The 17295-nt window shown below is 72.7% G+C and carries 16 protein-coding genes; 7 read left to right on the top strand and 9 right to left on the bottom strand.

Annotation, left to right across the window (positions count from 1 at the left end):
- Nucleotides 1-25 precede the first annotated feature (25 nt).
- Entirely contained in the window at nt 26-1111 is a 1086-nt protein-coding gene (locus tag ACMXN5_RS35645; RefSeq protein WP_439679033.1) for a winged helix DNA-binding domain-containing protein, read from the bottom strand.
- A 200-nt stretch (nt 1112-1311) separates the two neighbouring features.
- Nucleotides 1312-3714: an ATP-binding cassette domain-containing protein gene (locus ACMXN5_RS35650; protein ID WP_439679034.1), complete on the bottom strand. Its 2403-nt coding sequence runs from the start codon at nt 3712-3714 to the stop codon at nt 1312-1314.
- Between the two features lie 196 nt (nt 3715-3910).
- Here ACMXN5_RS35650 and ACMXN5_RS35655 point away from each other — a divergent pair, with 196 nt between their 5' ends.
- Entirely contained in the window at nt 3911-4753 is an 843-nt protein-coding gene (locus ACMXN5_RS35655; protein ID WP_439679035.1) for a TIGR02452 family protein, read from the top strand.
- 25 nt (nt 4754-4778) lie between these two features.
- Here ACMXN5_RS35655 and ACMXN5_RS35660 read toward each other — a convergent pair whose 3' ends face one another.
- On the bottom strand, nt 4779-5780 hold the full coding sequence (locus ACMXN5_RS35660) for an erythromycin esterase family protein (RefSeq protein WP_439679036.1): 1002 nt from the start codon (nt 5778-5780) through the stop codon (nt 4779-4781).
- Nucleotides 5781-5908: 128 nt separating this feature from the next.
- Nucleotides 5909-6499: a TetR/AcrR family transcriptional regulator gene (locus ACMXN5_RS35665; protein ID WP_439679037.1), complete on the bottom strand. Its 591-nt coding sequence runs from the start codon at nt 6497-6499 to the stop codon at nt 5909-5911.
- A gap of 153 nt (nt 6500-6652) precedes the next feature.
- Here ACMXN5_RS35665 and ACMXN5_RS35670 point away from each other — a divergent pair, with 153 nt between their 5' ends.
- The 3 genes from ACMXN5_RS35670 to ACMXN5_RS35680 all read left to right on the top strand — a co-directional run bounded on the left by ACMXN5_RS35670 (nt 6653) and on the right by ACMXN5_RS35680 (nt 10469).
- Nucleotides 6653-7474, top strand: coding sequence for an SDR family NAD(P)-dependent oxidoreductase (locus tag ACMXN5_RS35670; protein WP_439679038.1), 822 nt, complete (start codon nt 6653-6655; stop codon nt 7472-7474).
- Nucleotides 7471-8112, top strand: a complete 642-nt coding sequence (locus ACMXN5_RS35675; protein ID WP_439679039.1) for an NAD(P)-dependent oxidoreductase — start codon at nt 7471-7473, stop codon at nt 8110-8112. Before ACMXN5_RS35670 ends, ACMXN5_RS35675 begins: the two co-directional genes overlap by 4 nt.
- 200 nt (nt 8113-8312) lie before the next feature.
- A complete protein-coding gene (locus tag ACMXN5_RS35680; protein ID WP_439679040.1) occupies nt 8313-10469 on the top strand; it encodes an MMPL family transporter in 2157 nt (718 codons plus the stop codon).
- A gap of 43 nt (nt 10470-10512) precedes the next feature.
- Here ACMXN5_RS35680 and ACMXN5_RS35685 read toward each other — a convergent pair whose 3' ends face one another.
- Nucleotides 10513-10998, bottom strand: coding sequence for a nucleoside deaminase (locus ACMXN5_RS35685; protein ID WP_395795909.1), 486 nt, complete (start codon nt 10996-10998; stop codon nt 10513-10515).
- A 10-nt stretch (nt 10999-11008) separates the two neighbouring features.
- Entirely contained in the window at nt 11009-11932 is a 924-nt protein-coding gene (locus ACMXN5_RS35690; protein WP_439679041.1) for an LLM class flavin-dependent oxidoreductase, read from the bottom strand.
- A 93-nt stretch (nt 11933-12025) separates the two neighbouring features.
- Between ACMXN5_RS35690 and ACMXN5_RS35695 the strand changes: the two genes are divergently transcribed.
- Entirely contained in the window at nt 12026-12514 is a 489-nt protein-coding gene (locus tag ACMXN5_RS35695) for an Lrp/AsnC family transcriptional regulator (protein ID WP_439679042.1), read from the top strand.
- Nucleotides 12515-12536: 22 nt separating this feature from the next.
- Here ACMXN5_RS35695 and ACMXN5_RS35700 read toward each other — a convergent pair whose 3' ends face one another.
- A complete protein-coding gene (locus ACMXN5_RS35700) occupies nt 12537-12947 on the bottom strand; it encodes an organic hydroperoxide resistance protein (protein ID WP_078982245.1) in 411 nt (136 codons plus the stop codon).
- 94 nt (nt 12948-13041) lie between these two features.
- Here ACMXN5_RS35700 and ACMXN5_RS35705 point away from each other — a divergent pair, with 94 nt between their 5' ends.
- Both ACMXN5_RS35705 and ACMXN5_RS35710 read left to right on the top strand, forming a co-directional pair.
- On the top strand, nt 13042-13647 hold the full coding sequence (locus tag ACMXN5_RS35705; RefSeq protein ID WP_439679043.1) for a TetR/AcrR family transcriptional regulator: 606 nt from the start codon (nt 13042-13044) through the stop codon (nt 13645-13647).
- A gap of 335 nt (nt 13648-13982) precedes the next feature.
- Complete coding sequence (locus tag ACMXN5_RS35710) at nt 13983-15566, top strand: phytoene desaturase family protein (protein WP_439679044.1); 1584 nt, start codon at nt 13983-13985, stop codon at nt 15564-15566.
- Here the strand turns inward: ACMXN5_RS35710 and ACMXN5_RS35715 are convergent.
- A complete protein-coding gene (locus ACMXN5_RS35715) occupies nt 15538-16185 on the bottom strand; it encodes a response regulator (RefSeq protein ID WP_395795916.1) in 648 nt (215 codons plus the stop codon). The two genes, ACMXN5_RS35710 and ACMXN5_RS35715, sit on opposite strands and share 29 nt — an antisense overlap.
- The gene (locus ACMXN5_RS35720) at nt 16173-17270 is read right to left on the bottom strand and encodes a sensor histidine kinase (protein ID WP_439679045.1); all 1098 of its coding nucleotides are present in this window, start codon (nt 17268-17270) and stop codon (nt 16173-16175) included. Before ACMXN5_RS35720 ends, ACMXN5_RS35715 begins: the two co-directional genes overlap by 13 nt.
- Nucleotides 17271-17295: the final 25 nt, after the last annotated feature.

Consider the following 17295-nt stretch of genomic DNA (forward strand, 5'->3'; position numbering starts at 1 on the left):
CCGGACGAGCGGACCACCTGGCGGCCTACCCGATCCGCACCCGATCGTTCTCGCCGTCGGACAGGAACGACGCCAACGCCTGCCCCTCCTCGCCCACGGCGGCGTGTTCTGCCCGGGACAACGACCGCAGCGGGGTGACCGTCACCGCCCCGCCCTCGACGCTCCACGTCGCGCCGACCCGGCCGTCGAGCAGGACCACGCGCACGCCGGCGACCGACAGGCCCCGGTGTGCGTCGTCGACGATCCGGGTGCGGTCGTCGTAGCCCAGGAGCGCGTTGTCGAAGGCGGGGAGGAAGCGCACCGGGGCGGGGGTGTCGGGGTCGGGGCGCGGCGCGTCGGGCAGGTCCAGCAGTTCGCGCCCCCGCTCGTCCCGGAACGAGACCAGTTCCGGGCGCACCGCGGCAACCGCGCGCGGCAGACCCGCGAGGCCGCACCAGGCGCGCAGGTCGGCCGAGGAGGCGGGACCGAACGCGGCCAGATAGCGCCGTACCAACGCTTCGCCGACCGGATCCGCGTCCTCCGGGGCCGGCGGGTCGACCTCGCGCCCCAGCCACGAGGAGACGAGCGCGTTGCGCACACCCGCCCGGGTCCGCCACACCCCGCGCGGCGGGAGCTGCACCACCGGGACGAGCGCGATCAGCATCTCCCCCAGCGCCTTCGGCGACACGTCGGGCCAACGATCGGCGAGCGCCCGGGCGAACTCCGACATCGAGCGCGGCAGCCCGTCGGCCATCATCTTCCGGCCCTGCGCGGCCAGTTCGTCGAGATCGATCCCGTCCAGCTCACGGCGGTACACGCCCATCACCCGCTGCCGCAACATCGCGTTGTGACGGGTCCGCCAGGCCAGTGCGTCGGCGGCGGTGACCAGGTGCACGGTGCGGCGCATCAGGTGGGTGCGCACCACGTCGCGTCCGGTCACCAGGTCGGACAGCGTCGCCGGGTCGAACGCGCGCAACCGCGACCAGAGCCCGATGAACGGCTCCTGCGGTTCCTGCGCCTGGAGACCGCCGACGTGCGCGACGGCCGCCGCCAGCGCCATGTCCACCCGATCGAGCAACAACTGCCGTGCCAGGGTCGCCCGGTTGAGCGCCCGCGCGTCGAGAACGGTCATCGCAACCGACCCCCCTTCGTTTCCCCGCCCACGATCACGACGGATCCCTCGCCTCTCCTCGCATCCATGTCCCCAGCCTCACATCGGTAGCGGTCAGGTTGTGACCGCTACTCGGAGGCATCATGGCTCCATGCACGGGAGTTGCCCGGCGGAACGCACCGCCGAGCCGGGACGCGCCGACCCCCCGACCCCCCGCCCCTTCAGCCCCCCACGTAGTCCGCCAGGTGCTCGGCGGTCAGCGTCGACCGGGCCGCTACCAAATCCGCCGGCGTGCCCTCGAACACCACCCGCCCGCCGTCGTGCCCCGCCCCGGGCCCGAGGTCGATGATCCAGTCGGCGTGCGCCATCACCGCCTGGTGGTGCTCGATCACGATCACCGACTTGCCCGCGTCGACCAACCGGTCCAGCAGCCCGAGCAGTTGCTCGACGTCGGCGAGGTGCAGACCCGTGGTCGGCTCGTCCAGGACGTACACCCCGCCCTTGTCGCCCATGTGCGTGGCCAGCTTGAGCCGCTGCCGCTCGCCGCCGGACAGCGTGGTCAGCGGCTGCCCCAGACCAAGGTAGCCGAGCCCGACGTCGGCGAGCCGCCCGAGGATGGTGTGCGCGGCCGGCGTATGCGCCTCGCCCGCGCCGAAGAACTCCCGAGCCTCGTTCACCGACATCGCCAGCACCTCGCTGATGTCGCGCCCTCCCAGGTGGTATTCCAGCACCGATGCGTCGAACCGCCGGCCCTCGCACTCCTCGCACACACTCGCCACGGAGGCCATCATCGCCAGGTCGGTGTAGACCACGCCGACCCCATTGCAGGTGGGACAGGCCCCCTCGGAGTTGGCGCTGAACAGGGCCGGCTTCACCCCGTTCGCCTTCGCGAACGCCTTGCGAATCGGGTCGAGCAGCCCGGTGTACGTCGCCGGATTGCTGCGCCGCGAACCCCGGATCGGCGCCTGGTCCACCGACACGACACCCTCGCCGGCGGCCTGCGAGCCGCCCACCAGCGAGCCGTACACGAGCGAACTCTTCCCGGAGCCCGCGACCCCGGTGACCACCGTGAGCACCCCGAGCGGCACATCCACGTCGACGTCGCGCAGGTTGTGCGTGGCCGCGCCGCGGATCTCCAGCGCGCCGGTGGGCTTGCGTACCCGCTCCTTGAGCCTGGCCCGGTCGTCGAAGTGCCGGCCGGTGACGGTGTCGCTCTTGCGCAACTCGTCCACGGTGCCCTCGAAGCAGACCGTGCCGCCCGCCGAGCCGGCGCCGGGGCCGAGGTCGATCACATGATCGGCGATCCCGATCGTCTCCGGCTTGTGCTCCACCACGAGCACCGTGTTGCCCTTGTCCCGCAGGCGCAGCAGCAGGTCGTTCATCCGCCGGATGTCGTGCGGGTGCAGGCCGATGGTGGGCTCGTCGAAGACGTACGTGGTGTCGGTGAGCGCGGAGCCGAGGTGGCGGATCATCTTGACCCGCTGCGCCTCGCCGCCGGAGAGCGTGCCCGACGCCCGGTCGAGCGAGAGGTAGCCGAGGCCGATCTCGACGAACGAGTCGAGGGAGTGCCCGAGGTTGGCGAGCAGCGGCGCCACCGACGGCTCGTCGATGCCTCGGATCCACTCCGCCAGATCGCTGATCTGCATCGCGCACGCGTCGGCGATGCTCACCCGCTTGATCCGCGACGACCTGGCCCCCTCGCTCAGCCGGGTGCCGCCGCACTCGGGGCAGGTCCCGAACGTCATCGCCCGCTCGACGAACGCCCGGATGTGCGGCTGGAGCGCGTCGATGTCCTTGGCCAGCATCGACTTGCGGATCTTCGGGATCAGCCCCTCGTAGGTCAGGTTGATCCCGTCGACCTTGATCTTGGTCGGCTCCTTGTACAGGAGGTCGTGCAGTTCCTTCTTGGTGAACTTGCGGATCGGTTTGTCCGGGTCGAAGAAGCCGCAGCCGCCGAAGATCCGGCCGTACCAGCCCTCCATGCTGTAGCCGGGGACGGTGAGCGCGCCCTCGTTGAGCGACTTGGAGTCGTCGTAGAGCTGCGTGAGGTCGATGTCGGAGACGGTGCCCCGGCCCTCGCAGCCGGGACACATGCCGCCGGTGCGCTGGAACGACGCCTTCACGGCCTTCTTGGTACCGCGCTCGACGGTGATCGCGCCGCTCGCCCGGACCGAGGGCACGTTGAACGCGTACGCGCTGGGCGGGCCGATGTGCGGCTTGCCGAGTCGGCTGAACAGGATGCGCAACATCGCGTTGGCGTCGGTGGCGGTGCCGACCGTGGAGCGCGGGTCGGAGCCCATGCGCTGCTGGTCGACCAGAATCGCGGTGGTCAGCCCTTCGAGGACGTCCACCTCCGGCCGGGCCAGGGTCGGCATGAAGCCCTGGACGAAGGCGCTGTAGGTCTCGTTGATCAGCCGCTGCGACTCCGCGGCGATCGTGCCGAAGACGAGCGAACTCTTGCCCGAGCCGGACACGCCGGTGAAGACGGTCAACCGACGCTTGGGGATCTCGACGTCGATGTCCTTGAGGTTGTTCACCCGGGCGCCGTGCACGCGGATCAGATCGTGGGTGTCCGCGGCGTGCGGCGCGGGCGACCGCGGATTCGTCCTCGGGGCCTTGCTCATCCTGACTCCTGTGCTCGCGGTCGGGCGCTTTCGGTGGGTCGGCGCCGGCGGGTCGGCGGTGTGTGGCGATCACGCTAGCCGCCGGCTCGGCGACCGTGCTTCTTCATTCCTGATCGATTCGATCACCGGCCGAGCGACGCGCCGCGTGCCGAGAGTAATTGGGCCCTCGCGTGGCAAACCTCTAGCGTACGAGCCTGTGAACAGCAGATTGCGGGACATCGCGGCCGTGAACGCCCGGATCGTCGCCACGGGCGAATACTCGACCCCTTACGGCACGGTCCGGGTGGGGCCCGCGCTGCACGCGGCGATGTCCGGCACCGTCGGCCATCCCCCGGACGAGCCGCTCGCCCCGCACCCGGTCGGCGCCGGGCCGTCGACGCAGGTCCTGGTGACCGGCGAGGGCAGCCTCCAGGCCGCGCGGCGCCTGTCCGGGTCGGGCTCGGGCACGATCGCGGTGCTCAACTTCGCCTCCGCGCGCAACCCGGGCGGCGGCTACCTGCGCGGTGCCCGGGCCCAGGAGGAGGACCTGTGCCGCAACAGCCTGCTGTATCCGTGCCTGTTGCGGGCCCCCGACTACTACGCCGCCCACCGAGCCGGACCCGATCTCCTCTACAGCGACCGGGTCATCTGGTCCCCCGACGTCCCGGTGCACCGCGACGAGCACGGTCGCCTCCTCGACGAGCCGTTCCCGGTGTCGTTCCTGACCTGCGCCGCCCCCAACGCCGGCGAGACCCTGCAGCGCGACCCCGCCGCGCACGGCCGCGTCCGGGAGACCCTTCGCCGCCGTGCGGGCCGCGTTCTGGCGGTGGCCCGGCATCACGGCGCCCGCCGCCTGGTCCTGGGCGCCTGGGGATGCGGGGTGTTCCGCAACGACCCGCGCGAGGTCGCCGGCGCGTTCCACGACCACCTCGCCCCCGACGGCCCCTTCGCGACGGCCTTCGAACACGTCGTCTTCGCCATCCACGACCCCTCCCCCGACTCGCCCAACCGGACGGCGTTCACGGAACGCTTCGGGGCCGCGGAGGCCGTTCGGCGCTGATCGGGCGGGGCCGCGTCGGTGCGCCTCAGCGGTGGTGTGCGGCGCCCACGTGGTGCAGGTGGACGAGGATGTCGTAGGCCGGGTGCAGGCGGGTGTTCGTGTACTCGTCGCACGGCCACACGACGCCGACGCCGCGGGTGGGGTGGGCGCCGGCCAACCAGTCACGGGCGAGCCCGGGGGCGACCGTGCGGGTGTCCAGATACCAGTCGCGTCGACACACCTGTCCGAGGACGAACTCGGCGGCGCCCGGCCCGGTGGGTCCGAGGTCGAAGCGGCGCCGGGGCCGCCCCGGGGCGGTGGCGTCGATCGCGCCGAACGAGCCCTGGCCGAAGGTGAATCCGACGTTGGCGTACCGACCGCCGAGCCGTTCGCGCAACGCCCGCCCCGCGTTCGGCGGTTCGTCCCCCGCCCCGCTTCCTGCGGCGACCTCGGTGTTGTGCGCAAAGACGAACACCCCGGCGCCGATCCGGCGTTGCCACCGGATCACCCCGTCGGCCGCGGCCTCGGCCCGGTCGGCGTGCGAGAGTTCGCTCCCGATCCCGAGCACCCGTACCGCGCCCGGCGCACCGCGCACGTTCCACAGCCGCATCCAGCGGAACACGTCGAGCGTCTCCAGGGTGTTCCATGGGCTGTCGTCGGCGCGGAACTCCTCGTCCATGATCGTTTTGAGGTGGCCGGCGCCGTGCCGCACCCACGCGTCCAGGCGCGCTCCGGCGCGCGGATGGATCCCGAGCACGAGGCCGCGGAAGCCGTGGTGGTCGACGAGATGTCGGAACAACCGATGCTTGACGGTGCCGAACTCGCCCGAGCCGTGGGTGGCCGCTCCCGCGCCGACCACCTCCACGCCCCGGAGCATCGTGCCGAACGCCGCCAGATCCGTGTCGGGCCCGCCCGGGACGGTGCTGCGCAGCGGAAAGGCGTGGGCCGCCAGCGCCAGGGCGGGATCACCGCGCGACGGAGAGGGGGCCGGGGACGTCACGGAGACGGCCGCCGGGCCGTAGGCAAGGGACAAACGTTGTGATTTCATGCGTCCGACGCTAGGCAACCCACCGCGCCGCCCGCGTCGTCCACGAGACCCAGGACGCGAGTACCCCTCGGGCGCCGGCCGGCCATTACCCGGGTCACCCGGCGGCCGGCTCGGCGCAGGCCTGCCGGTCAGTCGCGCGCGGCCGCGTATACGGCCGTGACGGCGTCGGCGATCGGGCCGGCCGGGTCGCGCTCGGGGTCGCGGCGGGCCAGGCCGTCGTACATCTCGAAGCCGGTGAGTTGCCAGACGACGTCGATCGTCTCGGACCCGACCTCCACCCCCCGGGCCGCCAGGAGCGAGCCGAGCGCGGTGCGGCGCATGTCGTCGCGCTCGCGCAGCAGTCGGTCGAGGTCGGCGTCCAGCACCGCCATGCCGCGCAGCCTGCGGATCACCACCGGGTCGGCGGCCCAGAAACGACAGAAGGTCTCGGTGAACCGGCGCAGCGCCGCGTGCACGTCGGGCGCGGCGAACGCCTCGGACAGGTCGACGCCCGCGCGCGCGGCCAGCCCGTCGAAGAGGGCTTCGAGCAGGCCGGCCTTGGTGCCGAAGGCGTTGTAGACGGTCTGGCGGGACACGTCCGCCGCCTTGGCGATGGCGTCGAGGGTGATCTGGGTGGGCTTGGCGGCCGCGAGCAGCGAGCGGGCGGCGGTCAGGATGCGCAGTCGGGTGTCCTCGGCTGCGGCCTGGCGTTTGTCGGACTTGTACACGCGCGGACTCACGCGGCTTGCCCCTTTCCCAATTTTGGATTTACTGTCTGTCCATTGAATTCTACGCGACCTCGCGGATCGCGGATACCCCGGCCTGCCCGGGCGTCCCGATACGCGGGATTCGCACTCTCCACACCCTGCCCCACCTCGATTCGGGAGTGCACCATGTCCACCCTCCAGCAACCTCTCGCCGACCGCGTCGCGATCGTGACCGGTGCGAGTCGCGGCATCGGCGCCGCCACCGCCCGAGCCCTGCACAACGCCGGTGCGCGGGTCGTGCTCGCCGCCCGTGACGCGGACGCGCTGACCGCGCTGGCCGACGAACTCGACGCGGCCCACGGCCGGGCGCTCGCCGTGCCGACCGACATCACCGACCCCGACGCCGTCGAGCGACTGGTCGCCACCACCGTCGACCGCTTCGGCCGGCTGGACGCCGCGGTCAACAACGCCGCCGGCGGCGGCCACCCGCCCACCCCGCTCGCCGACGTCGACGTGGCCGCCTTCGACAGCGCCTTCGCCGTCAACCTGCGCGGCGTCTTCCTGGCCCTGAAGTACGAGATCCCCGCCATGCTCGCGAGCGGCAACGGCGGCGCCATCGTCAACATGTCCTCCACCGCCGGTCTCCAGGCGGTCGGCGGTCTGGCCGGGTACGTGTCCAGCAAGTTCGGCCTGATCGGGCTCACCCGCACCGCCGCGCTCGACTACGCCGACGCCGGCATCCGGATCAACGCGCTCGCGCCCGGCCCGATCCACACCGAGCAGCTGGAGGCCGCCGGGGAGCAGGCCCGACAGGCCGCCGCCCAGGCCATGCCGATGCGCCGGATCGGTCTGCCCGACGAAGTCGCCGCGGCCGTGGTGTGGTTGTGCTCCGACGCGTCCTCGTTCATCACCGGCGCCACCCTGCCGATCGACGGCGGCAAGCTCGCGGGCGCGCCGCCCTTCCGTCGCCCCGCCGGCCGGCCGCAGACGAACCCGACCGCGCCGTGAACCTGCTCGTCGTGGGCGCCGCCGGCGGCACGGGCATGCGGCTCGTCGCGCAGGCCCTGGTCGCCGGCCACCGCGTCACCGCCCTCGCCCGCGATCCGCGACGCGTCACCACCCGACACGAACACCTGCGCGTGGTCGCCGGGGACGCCCTGGATCCGGAGACCATCGACGCCGTCGTGCCCGGCCACACCGCCGTACTCAGCGCACTCGGCGCCACCACCCGCGAGCCCACCACGATCTACTCGCGGGGCACCGCCAATCTGCGCCGTTCGATGACCGCCGTGGGCGTCCGCCGCCTGGTCTGCCTCTCCTCCGGCGCACTCGACTCGGGCGCCAGGGTCCCGGCGGCCCAGCGCCTGGTCACCAACCTCATCGTCAAACCCCTGCACCGGCACGCCTATGCCGACATGGCCCGCATGGAGCACGACCTCTTCGACGCCTACCAGCTCGACTGGACCGTGATCCGCGTCCCGATGCTCACCAACGGACCGCGCACCGGCACCTACCGGTACAGCCCCGACCAGACCCCACCGCTGGAGCGCCCCACCCGGCTCTCCCGCGCCGACCTGGCCGACTTCATCCTCGGCCACATCGACGACCGAGCCCTGTTCGCGACCCGGGTCGCCATCTCGTACTGACCCGCGTCGACGACCCTCGGAAAAAAGGCCGCCGAGGGGCGGTCCGGTGCCCGCCACCGGCACGGCGACCGCACGCGACCGCCCCTCGGCTCCCCCCATGCCGCCGGCCCGCCCCGGCCGACGTGCGACCACCGGCGCCCGGCACCCGTCGACCGGCGCCCTTCTCCCCTACCGCTTTCGACCGCATCCACGAGGTAGACATGGCCACAACCCGGGCGGCGATACAGCCCCCCGCTTCACCAGGTCCGTCCGCCACGCCCGGATGGACGCGTTACGCCCGCGTCGTCGCGGGCCGCCGCTCCAAGTGGGCGGTCCTGGCGATCTGGGTCCTGCTGATAGCCGTCGGCGGATCGCTCGCCGCGAAGATCGGCTCGGTCCAGGACAACGACCCGCAGACCTGGCTGCCGGCCGACGCCCAGTCGACCAAGGCCATGGACATCGGCGAGAAGCACTTCGCCGACAAGAACGTCGCCACGGCGGTGGTCGTCTACGCCCGCGAGAGCGGCCTGTCCGCCACCGACCTGGCCAAGGTCGACCGCGACCGGGCGGCCCTCGCGGCCGAGGGCGCCGCCGCGCCCGTGCCGGCGCCCGTGGTCGCCGAGGACCGTCGGGCCGCGTTCCTGAGCGTCGCGCTGCGCACGTCCAAGAACGACAACGCCGTGCTCGGCGACGGCGTCGACAAGCTACGCGACCTGGCCCGGACCGACGCGCCGGCCGGGCTCGACGTACGAATCACCGGACGCGCCGGCAACATCGCCGACTTCATCGACGTCTACTCCGGCCTGGATCTGGCCCTGCTCGGTGCCACTCTCGGCCTGGTCGCGCTGCTCCTGCTGATCACGTACCGCAGTCCGATCCTGTGGCTGATCCCGCTGCTTTCGGTCGCCTTGGGCGCCCAGGTCGCCAACGGGGTGGTGTATCTGCTCGCCCGGCACGCCGGGTTGCTGGTCAACGGGCAGAGCGCGTACGTCCTCACCGTGCTGGTCCTCGGCGTCGGCACCGACTACGCACTGCTCCTGGTGGCCCGCTATCGCGAGGAGTTGCGCCGGCACGAGGACCGGCACGAGGCGATGGTGCAGGCGTTGACCAGGTGCCTGCCGGCGATCGTCGCGTCCGCGCTGACCGTGATCGTGGCCACTTTGTGCCTGGTGTTCGGCAGCATGAACTCCACCCGGGGACTCGGCCCGGTCGTGGCCGTCGGCGTCGCGGTGGTTTCGCTGGCGATGACCTCGCTGCTGCCGGCCCTGCTCGTGATCCTCGGCCGGTGGGCGTTCTGGCCGTTCGTGCCCCGGTATACCCCGGACGCGCCGGCCGAGCCGGTCGCCGCCGAGCGGGCACGCGGACTGTGGCCGGCGGTGGCCCGGTTGGTGGGACGTGCCCCCCGCGCGCTCTGGATCGGCACCGCCGTGGTCCTGGCCGCCCTCGCACTGGGCGCGACCGCCGCGTCCACGGGCCAGACCCAGGCGGAGCAGTTCACCAAGAAGGTCGACTCGGTCACCGGGCAGCAACTCCTGGCACGGCACTTCGCCGCCGGGTCCGCCGCGCCGGCCGACGTGTACGTGCCCTCGGCCGTCGGCGGCGACGCGGCGGCGATGATCCGCGGCGTCCCGGGGGTCGCCGCCGCGAGGGTCGACCGGACCGCCGGTGGGTGGGCGCACATCGGTGCGGTCCTCGCCGACGCCCCCGACACCGGCGCGGCCCGACGCACCGTCGACCATATCCGCATCACCCTCGATCATGCCCCCGGGAGGGTGTCCGAGGCCGTCGTCGGCGGGCAGAGCGCGGTCGCCCTCGACACCTCGAACGCGCAGGGCAGGGAGGAGAAATTGCTCATCCCGCTGGTCCTGGCGATCGTGCTGATCATGCTCGTGGTGCTGCTGCGCGCACTGGTTGCGCCGATCGTGTTGCTGCTGTCCGTGGTGCTCTCGTACGCCGCCGCCGTCGGTGCCGCCGTGCTGGTCTTCCGCGCGCTCGGTCATCCCCGGATCGATCGTGGTCTGCTGCTGTTCGGCTTCCTGTTCCTGGTCGCGCTGGGCATCGACTACACCGTCTTCCTGATGACCCGGGCCCGGGAGGAGGTCCGGCTGCGCGGCCATCGCGAGGGCATGCTGACCGCGCTCACGGTCACCGGCGGCGTGATCACCTCGGCGGGACTCGTGCTCGCCGCGACCTTCGCCGCGCTCACCGTCATCCCCACGGTCACCTCGCTGCAGCAGGGCTTGCTCGTGGCCATCGGCGTGCTCTTGGACACGTTGCTGGTCCGCAGCCTGCTCGTCCCGGCCCTCGCCCTCGACATCGGGCCGCGCATCTGGCGCCCGGGACACCCCGAGCGACCGTCACCCCGGCCCACCCCCTGAGCAGGTCGAGGGGCCGGCCGTCCGCCGGCCCCTCGACCGGCCGTCAACCCTGGCCGCGGAAGCGGCGGTGCAGCGCGCGGATCTCCTCGGCCAGCGCCGGGACCGGGCCCTCCACCACGAGCCCGGGTACGACCTCCCCGATCGGCAGGGCGCGTACGGGGGAGGCCGAAACACCCAGTTCGGCCAGCCACTCGCCGGTCTGCTCGGCCGAACTGACGTAGACGATGCGGCCGAGGCCCACCCAGCCGTGCGCCGCCGCGCACATCGGGCAGTGCTCCCCGGAGGTGAACACGGTGGCCGCCGCCCGCTCCGGGGGTGTCAGGTGCGCGGCCGCCCAGCGGGCCAGTTCGATCTCGGGGTGGCGGGTCGGGTCCCCGGTGCTGCGCTCGCGGTTGCGGTCCTCGGCGAGGACGGTGCCGTCCGCGGCGACCAGGACCGAGCCGAACGGCTCGTCGCCGGCCGCCACGGCCTCGGCGGCCAGTTCCACGCAGCGGCGCAGGTGGATGAGTTCGTCGTCCGACACGGTCATCGCGTCTCCGTCATTTCGCTTCGGTGGAATCGGCGGGCGGGGTGTGCTCGCCGGAAGGGGTGCGCCCGCCGGGCGGGGTGCGCTCGCCGTTGGGGGTACGCAGTCGCTCGGCGACCCGGGCCAGCATGCGCCACGCGGCGCCGGGATGCCGGGTCTCGTTCGGGTCGCCGTCGAACGGATCGAGCACGACGGTCTCGGCGCCCAGGCCGCGCAGGCCGTCCAGATCGTCGAGAACCTGCTCGATCGTGCCCTCGCCCGCGAGTCGCGTGGCGTCGGGCAGCGGCTCGTCGGTGACGTGCAGCGCGATCCGGGGCACCAGCGCCGGCATCGCCCGGCCCTCCCCCTCGGCGATGTCGCGCATCCGGTCGACCGCCGCGTGCATCCACGGCATGGTGCGGCGCAGCGGATGCCAGGCGTCGCCGAGGCGCACCGCGCGGCGGATGCCCGCGTCGCTGTTGCCGCCGACCCAGATCGGGATACCGCCCGCGCGGTAGTCGTCCTCGCCGTCCGCCCACGCGGCGCGAATCGCCGCGAGGTGCTCGTCCGTGGTTCGGCCTCGGCGCTCGAACGCCAGCCCGAGTGCGGCGAATTCCTGCCGCGCCCAGCCGACGCCCACGCCGAGCACCAGGCGCTCGTCGCTCAACCGGTGCAGGTTGGCGGCCATCCGGGCGACGAGCAGGGGGTGTCGGTAGGGGACGATGAGCACCGTGGTGCCCAGCCGGACCCGCCGGGTGACGCCGGCCAGCCAGGCGAGCGTGGTGAAGGGTTCGTAGAAGGGGGCGGGGTACTGCTCCGCGACGTCGGGCGTGATCGCGATGTGGTCGGAGACCATCAGCAGGTCGTATCCCAGCCCCTCCACGGTCTGTGCCCAGTCGCGCAGCATGCCCGGATCCGTGCCGGGGCCGAAATTGGGGACGTTGACACCGAGTTGCATGGATCGAGGCTATCCGGCGGCAACCCGAGGACTGAAGACATAATTCGTGCCCTTGCGGCCGGATCGCCGTGGATCCGCCGGTAGTCTGGCCGAATGTCCGAGGATCTCGATGCCACCGACTGGGCCATCCTGGGTGAGCTGCAACGCGACGGTCGTATCCCGCTGACCGAACTCGGGCGTCGGGTCAGTCTGAGTGCGTCCGCGACCACGGAGCGGGTCAGGCGTCTGGAGGCGGTCGGCGTGATCACCGGCTACCGGGCGGAGGTCGACCTCGCTCGGACGGGCTTCGCCGTGCTGGCCGTGGTGCGCCTGAAGTACCCCGGAAGTCGGCACGGCCCGCTGCACCGCCTGCTGGAGGAGCGGCGGGAGATCCTGGAGTGTCTGCGCACCACAGGCGAGGACTGCTACACGCTCAAGGTGGCGGCCACGTCGATGCCGCATCTGGAGGCGATCATCGACCGCCTCGCGCAGTTCGGCAGCACCACCACGAACATCGTCTACAGCCAGACGCTGACCTATCGCGGCCCCGCCCGCCCCGCCCCGCCCGGCGACGACCGGGACGGGGAACACGCGGCGGACTGACCCCTCGGGGCCGACTACTCGGCTACTCGACGACGAGTTCGACCGGGATGTTGCCCCGGGTGGCGTTGGAGTACGGGCAGACCTGGTGGGTGGCCTCGATCAGGGCGCGGCCCTGCTCGGCGGACAGGTGCTCCGGCAGTTCCACGCGCAGCGTCACGCCCAGTCCGAAGCCGCCGTCGCCGTTCGGGTTCAGGTCGACCTCGGCCGTGACCGAGGCGTCGGCCGCGTCCACGCCCTGGCGCTTGGCCACCAGCTGCATCGCGCTGGCGAAGCAGGCCGAGTAGCCGGCCGCGAACAGCTGCTCGGGGTTGGTGCCGATCCCGTCGCCGCCGAGTTCGCGCTGCAGGCCCAGCTTGACGTCGAGTTGCCCGTCGGAGCTGACCGCCCGGGCGTCTCGTCCGGCCGAGGTCGCGATCGCGGTGTACAGGCTCATGGTGGTCCCGCCCTTCTCCAGGTGGTGGCAGACAGATCTGTCTGTTCGGTTGATGGATCCGACGGTAGACAGACCTGTCTGGTAAAGTCAAGGTGTGCCTACGACGACGACCTCCGATCGATCCCGCGAGAGCCCGGCCCGCCGCCGCGTGCTCGACACCGCGAGCGCGCTCTTCTACGCGGAGGGTGTGCATGCCGTGGGGGTGGACCGGATCATCGCCGAGGCGGCCGTCGCGAAGGCGACCTTCTACCACCACTTCCCGGCCAAGGACGCGCTCGTCCACGCGTATCTGACGGAGCAGTTCGAGGCGCAGCGCCGGATCGTCGCCGACTTCCTCGCCGACTCCGCCGACCTGCCGCCGCGCGAGGTCCTGGTGCGGCTCTTCGACCTGATCGTCGAGATCGGTCGCAAACCCGGCTTCCGGGGCTGCCCGTTCATCAACGCCGCCGCCGAATTCCCGGAGGTCGCGCATCCGGTGCGCAGCACGATCCTGGACCACCGGACCTGGTTCCGCACGATGCTGGCCGACCTGCTGACCGCGGCCGGCGACGCCCGTCCCCGAACCACCGCCGACATCCTCATGCTGCTGCGCGACGGCCTGGCGGTCGGCTGCTACCTGGACGACGCCGACGCCATGCGCCGGATCGCCCAGGACGCGCTCGACCGGGTCCTGGGCCCACCCGACGACCCGACGCGATAGCCGCCCCGGCCGCCGGGACTACCGCCCGGCCCCTGCCGTGCGGCTCACGGTGTGCGGCCGTCGTCGATGCGGGTCATCGCGCCCGGCGCACCCGCCTCGAGGGTGCGCCTCAGCACGTCCCACACGGCAAAATCCGGCTCCCGTGCTCTTCGGGCGTTCTCGACGAGCGGTGGCCCGTCGGATCTTCAACTGCCCCGCCCGCGCGGGAGTTGCGCCCCCACCACTCGCGATCGCGCGCTGGGTGTGTCGGGCCCGCTCCCGGGTGAACACACCTAGGCTGCCTGTGGGTGGCGTGGCCGTGTGGCGCCAGATGGGTGATTCCGGAGGCGGATGTGGTGCGTGACGGTGGGAGATTCGACGTCGTCGTGGTCGGCGGCGGCCACAACGGCCTGGTCGCCGCCGCCTACCTGGCGCGGGCGGGGCGCTCGGTCGTGGTGGTGGAACGGCTCGACGAGGTCGGCGGCGCGGCGGTGTCGGCGCGGCCGTTCCCCGGGGTCGACGTGCGGTTGTCGCGCTACTCGTACCTGGTCAGTCTGCTGCCCCGAAAGATCGTCGAGGACCTGCGGCTGCCCCTGGTGACGCGGCGCCGGCGGATCGGGTCGTACACCCCACGCGGCGCCGACGGCCTGCTCGTCGACACCGGGGACCGGGCGGGCACCCGGGCCGAACTGACCCGGTTCGCGGGCGCGCCCGACGCCGACGCGTGGGAGCGGTTCGGCGCGGCCACCGGCCGGCTGGCCCGGCGGGTGTTCCCCACCCTCACCGAACCGCTGCGCTCCGAGGCCGAGTTCCGCCGCCTCGTGGACGACGAGCGGATCTGGGACGCGGTGTTCGCCCAACCCCTGTCGGGCCTGATCGAGGCGGAGTTCGCCGACGACACGGTGCGGGGCGTGGTCGCCACCGACGCGCTGATCGGCACGTTCGCGCCGATGCACGACCCCGCGCTGCGGCAGAACCGGTGTTTCCTCTACCACGTGATCGGCGGCGGTACGGGCGACTGGGACGTCCCGGTGGGCGGCATGGGCGCGGTCACCGCGAGCCTGGCCGACGCGGCGCGGACGGCGGGCGCGCACCTGCGCACGGGCGCGACGGTGACCGCCGTGAACCCCGACGGCGAGGTGTACTACACGATCGGCGACACGGAGTATCGCGTGGCGGGCGGCCACGTACTCGCCGCCGTCGCGCCGGAAACGCTGGGCCGACTGCTGGGCGAGCCGGCCGCCGGCCCGGCGCCGGAGGGGTCGCAGCTCAAGGTCAACATGGTGCTGGCCCGGCTGCCGCGCCTGCGCGATCCGCGCGCGGACCCGCGCCGGGCGTTCGCGGGCACCTTCCACGTCAACGAGGGTTACGCCCACATCGCCGACGCGTACGAGCAGGCCGCGGCCGGGCGGATGCCGACACTGCCACCCGGCGAGATGTACTGCCACACCCTCACCGACCCCTCGATCCTCGGTCCGGGGCCCCGGGCCGCCGGGGTGCATACGCTGACGCTGTTCGGCCTGCACATGCCCGCGCGCCTGTTCGCCGACGACCACGACGGCGCTCGGGCGAAGGCGCTGCGCGCGATGCTCGCCTCCTTCGACGACGTGCTCGCCGAGCCGATCGAGGACTGCCTGCTGCGCGACGCGAACGGCGACCCGTGCCTGGAGGTGCACACGCCGCTCGACCTGGCGGACGAACTCGGGCTGCCGGCCGGGCACATCTTCCACCGCGACCTGTCCTGGCCGTACACGCCGGACGACGAACCGCCCGGGACGTGGGGTGTCGAAACGGCCCACGAGCGCATCCTGCTGTGCGGGGCCGGCGCCCGGCGCGGCGGCGGGGTGAGCGGCATCCCCGGCCACAACGCGGCGATGGCGCTGCTGCGCGGGCCGGTCCGCGGCGCCGGCGTCAGCGGGGCGACGCGTCCAGGTAGGTGAGCACGGCGAGGACGCGACGGTGTCCGGCGTCGCCGGCGGCAAGGCCGAGCTTGGCGAAGATGTTGCCGATGTGTTTGTGCACCGCGTTGTCCGTCACCCGCATGCGGGCGGCCATGGTCGTATTGTCGAGGCCCTGGGCCATCAGGCCGAGGACTTCGCGCTCGCGGGTGGTCAGCACGGTCAGCGGATCGTCCCGGCGGCGCACGACCTGGGCGATCACCTCGGCGTCCAGCGCCAGGCCGCCGGCCGCGACCTTGCGCAGCGCCTCGACGAACTCCGCGACCCGGCCGACCCGGTCCTTCAGCAGGTAGCCGACGCCGTGGTGGCCGGTGGACAGCAGTTCGGTCGCGTACGTCTGCTCGATGTACTGCGACAACACCAGGATGGGGAAGTCCGGTCGGCGACGGCGCACTTCGATCGCCGCTTGCAGGCCCTCGTCGCGGTACGACGGCGGCAGGCGTACGTCGACGATGGCCGCCTGCGGTTCCTCCTCCGCCACCGCCGCGAGCAGGTCGTCGGCCGTGTCGACGACGCGGGCGACATCGAATCCGTGTCGGGCGAGGATGAGTTGCAGGCCCTCCGCGAGCAGCACGTTGTCCTCGGCGATCACCAACCGCACGGCAACCCCACCATGATCGAGGTGGGACCGCCCACCGGGCTGTCCACCGTCACCTCGCCGTCGAGCGCCATCGCCCGTCGACGTATTCCGGCAAGTCCGGTGCCGCGCGTCTCGTCGGCGCCGCCCGTGCCGTCGTCGGTGACCCGGATCCGCAGGCGGTCGGCCTCGCGGTCGAGCGTCACGGTGGCGACGGAGGCCCCGCTGTGCTTGGTCGCGTTGGTCAGCGCCTCGACGACGGTGAAGTAGGCGACCGTCTCGACGGCTGCGGGTATGTCGCCCAGGTCGCCCACATCGAGCCGGGCGGGCACCCCCGACCGGGCGACGACCGCCGTCAATGCCCCGGACAGGCCCCGGTCGGCGAGGATCGGCGGGTAGATCGTGCGGATCACGTCGCGCAGTTCGGCCAGCGCTGCCTCGGCGCTCGTATGCGCCCGTTCGATCAGCGCCTCGGCCGTGTCCGGATCCTCGCGCACGGCCTGCCGGGCCAGGGCGAGGTGGATCGTCATCGCGACGAGCCTACCCTGCGTGCCGTCGTGCAGATCCCGCTCGATCCGGCGCAGTTCGGCGCCGTGCGCGTCGAGTACGTCGGCCCGGGTCCGGGTCAGCGCGGCCACGCGCAGCTCCAGCCGCTCCGCCCGCGACGACGCGAGCAGCCGGGCCTGGGCGCGGGCGAGCGGCGGCAGCCCGAAGCACGCCACGGCGCCGAGGCCGACGACCTGGACGACACCGAGGGCCAGCGCGTCGCCCCAGCCGTCGATCGGTACGTCCACCCACAATCGTGGCCGGTCGGCGGGGGGAAACGCCCACCAGGCGGTCAGCCCGATCACGCCGACGATCGTGTTGCCGACCACGAGCAGCGCGAGCAGGCCCGCCGGCACGCCGGTCGCCGCGTTGAGCACCAGCCACCGGCGCGTGGTCGGCGCCGAACCGCTCGGTACCCCGAGCCGGCGCCGCGCGGCGGATCGCCGACGGTCCGCCCAGTCGCCCACCGTCCCCGGGTGCGGGAGGAAGAGCAGCCCACCGAGCGCGGCGAACGTGTTGCCGAGCAGGTAGGCGCAGGCACGCACCGCGTTCGCCGCATACATGACGGTCAGTATGCGAACAGGGGTC

Source organism: Embleya australiensis, assembly GCF_051903075.1.
Classification (GTDB): domain Bacteria; phylum Actinomycetota; class Actinomycetes; order Streptomycetales; family Streptomycetaceae; genus Embleya.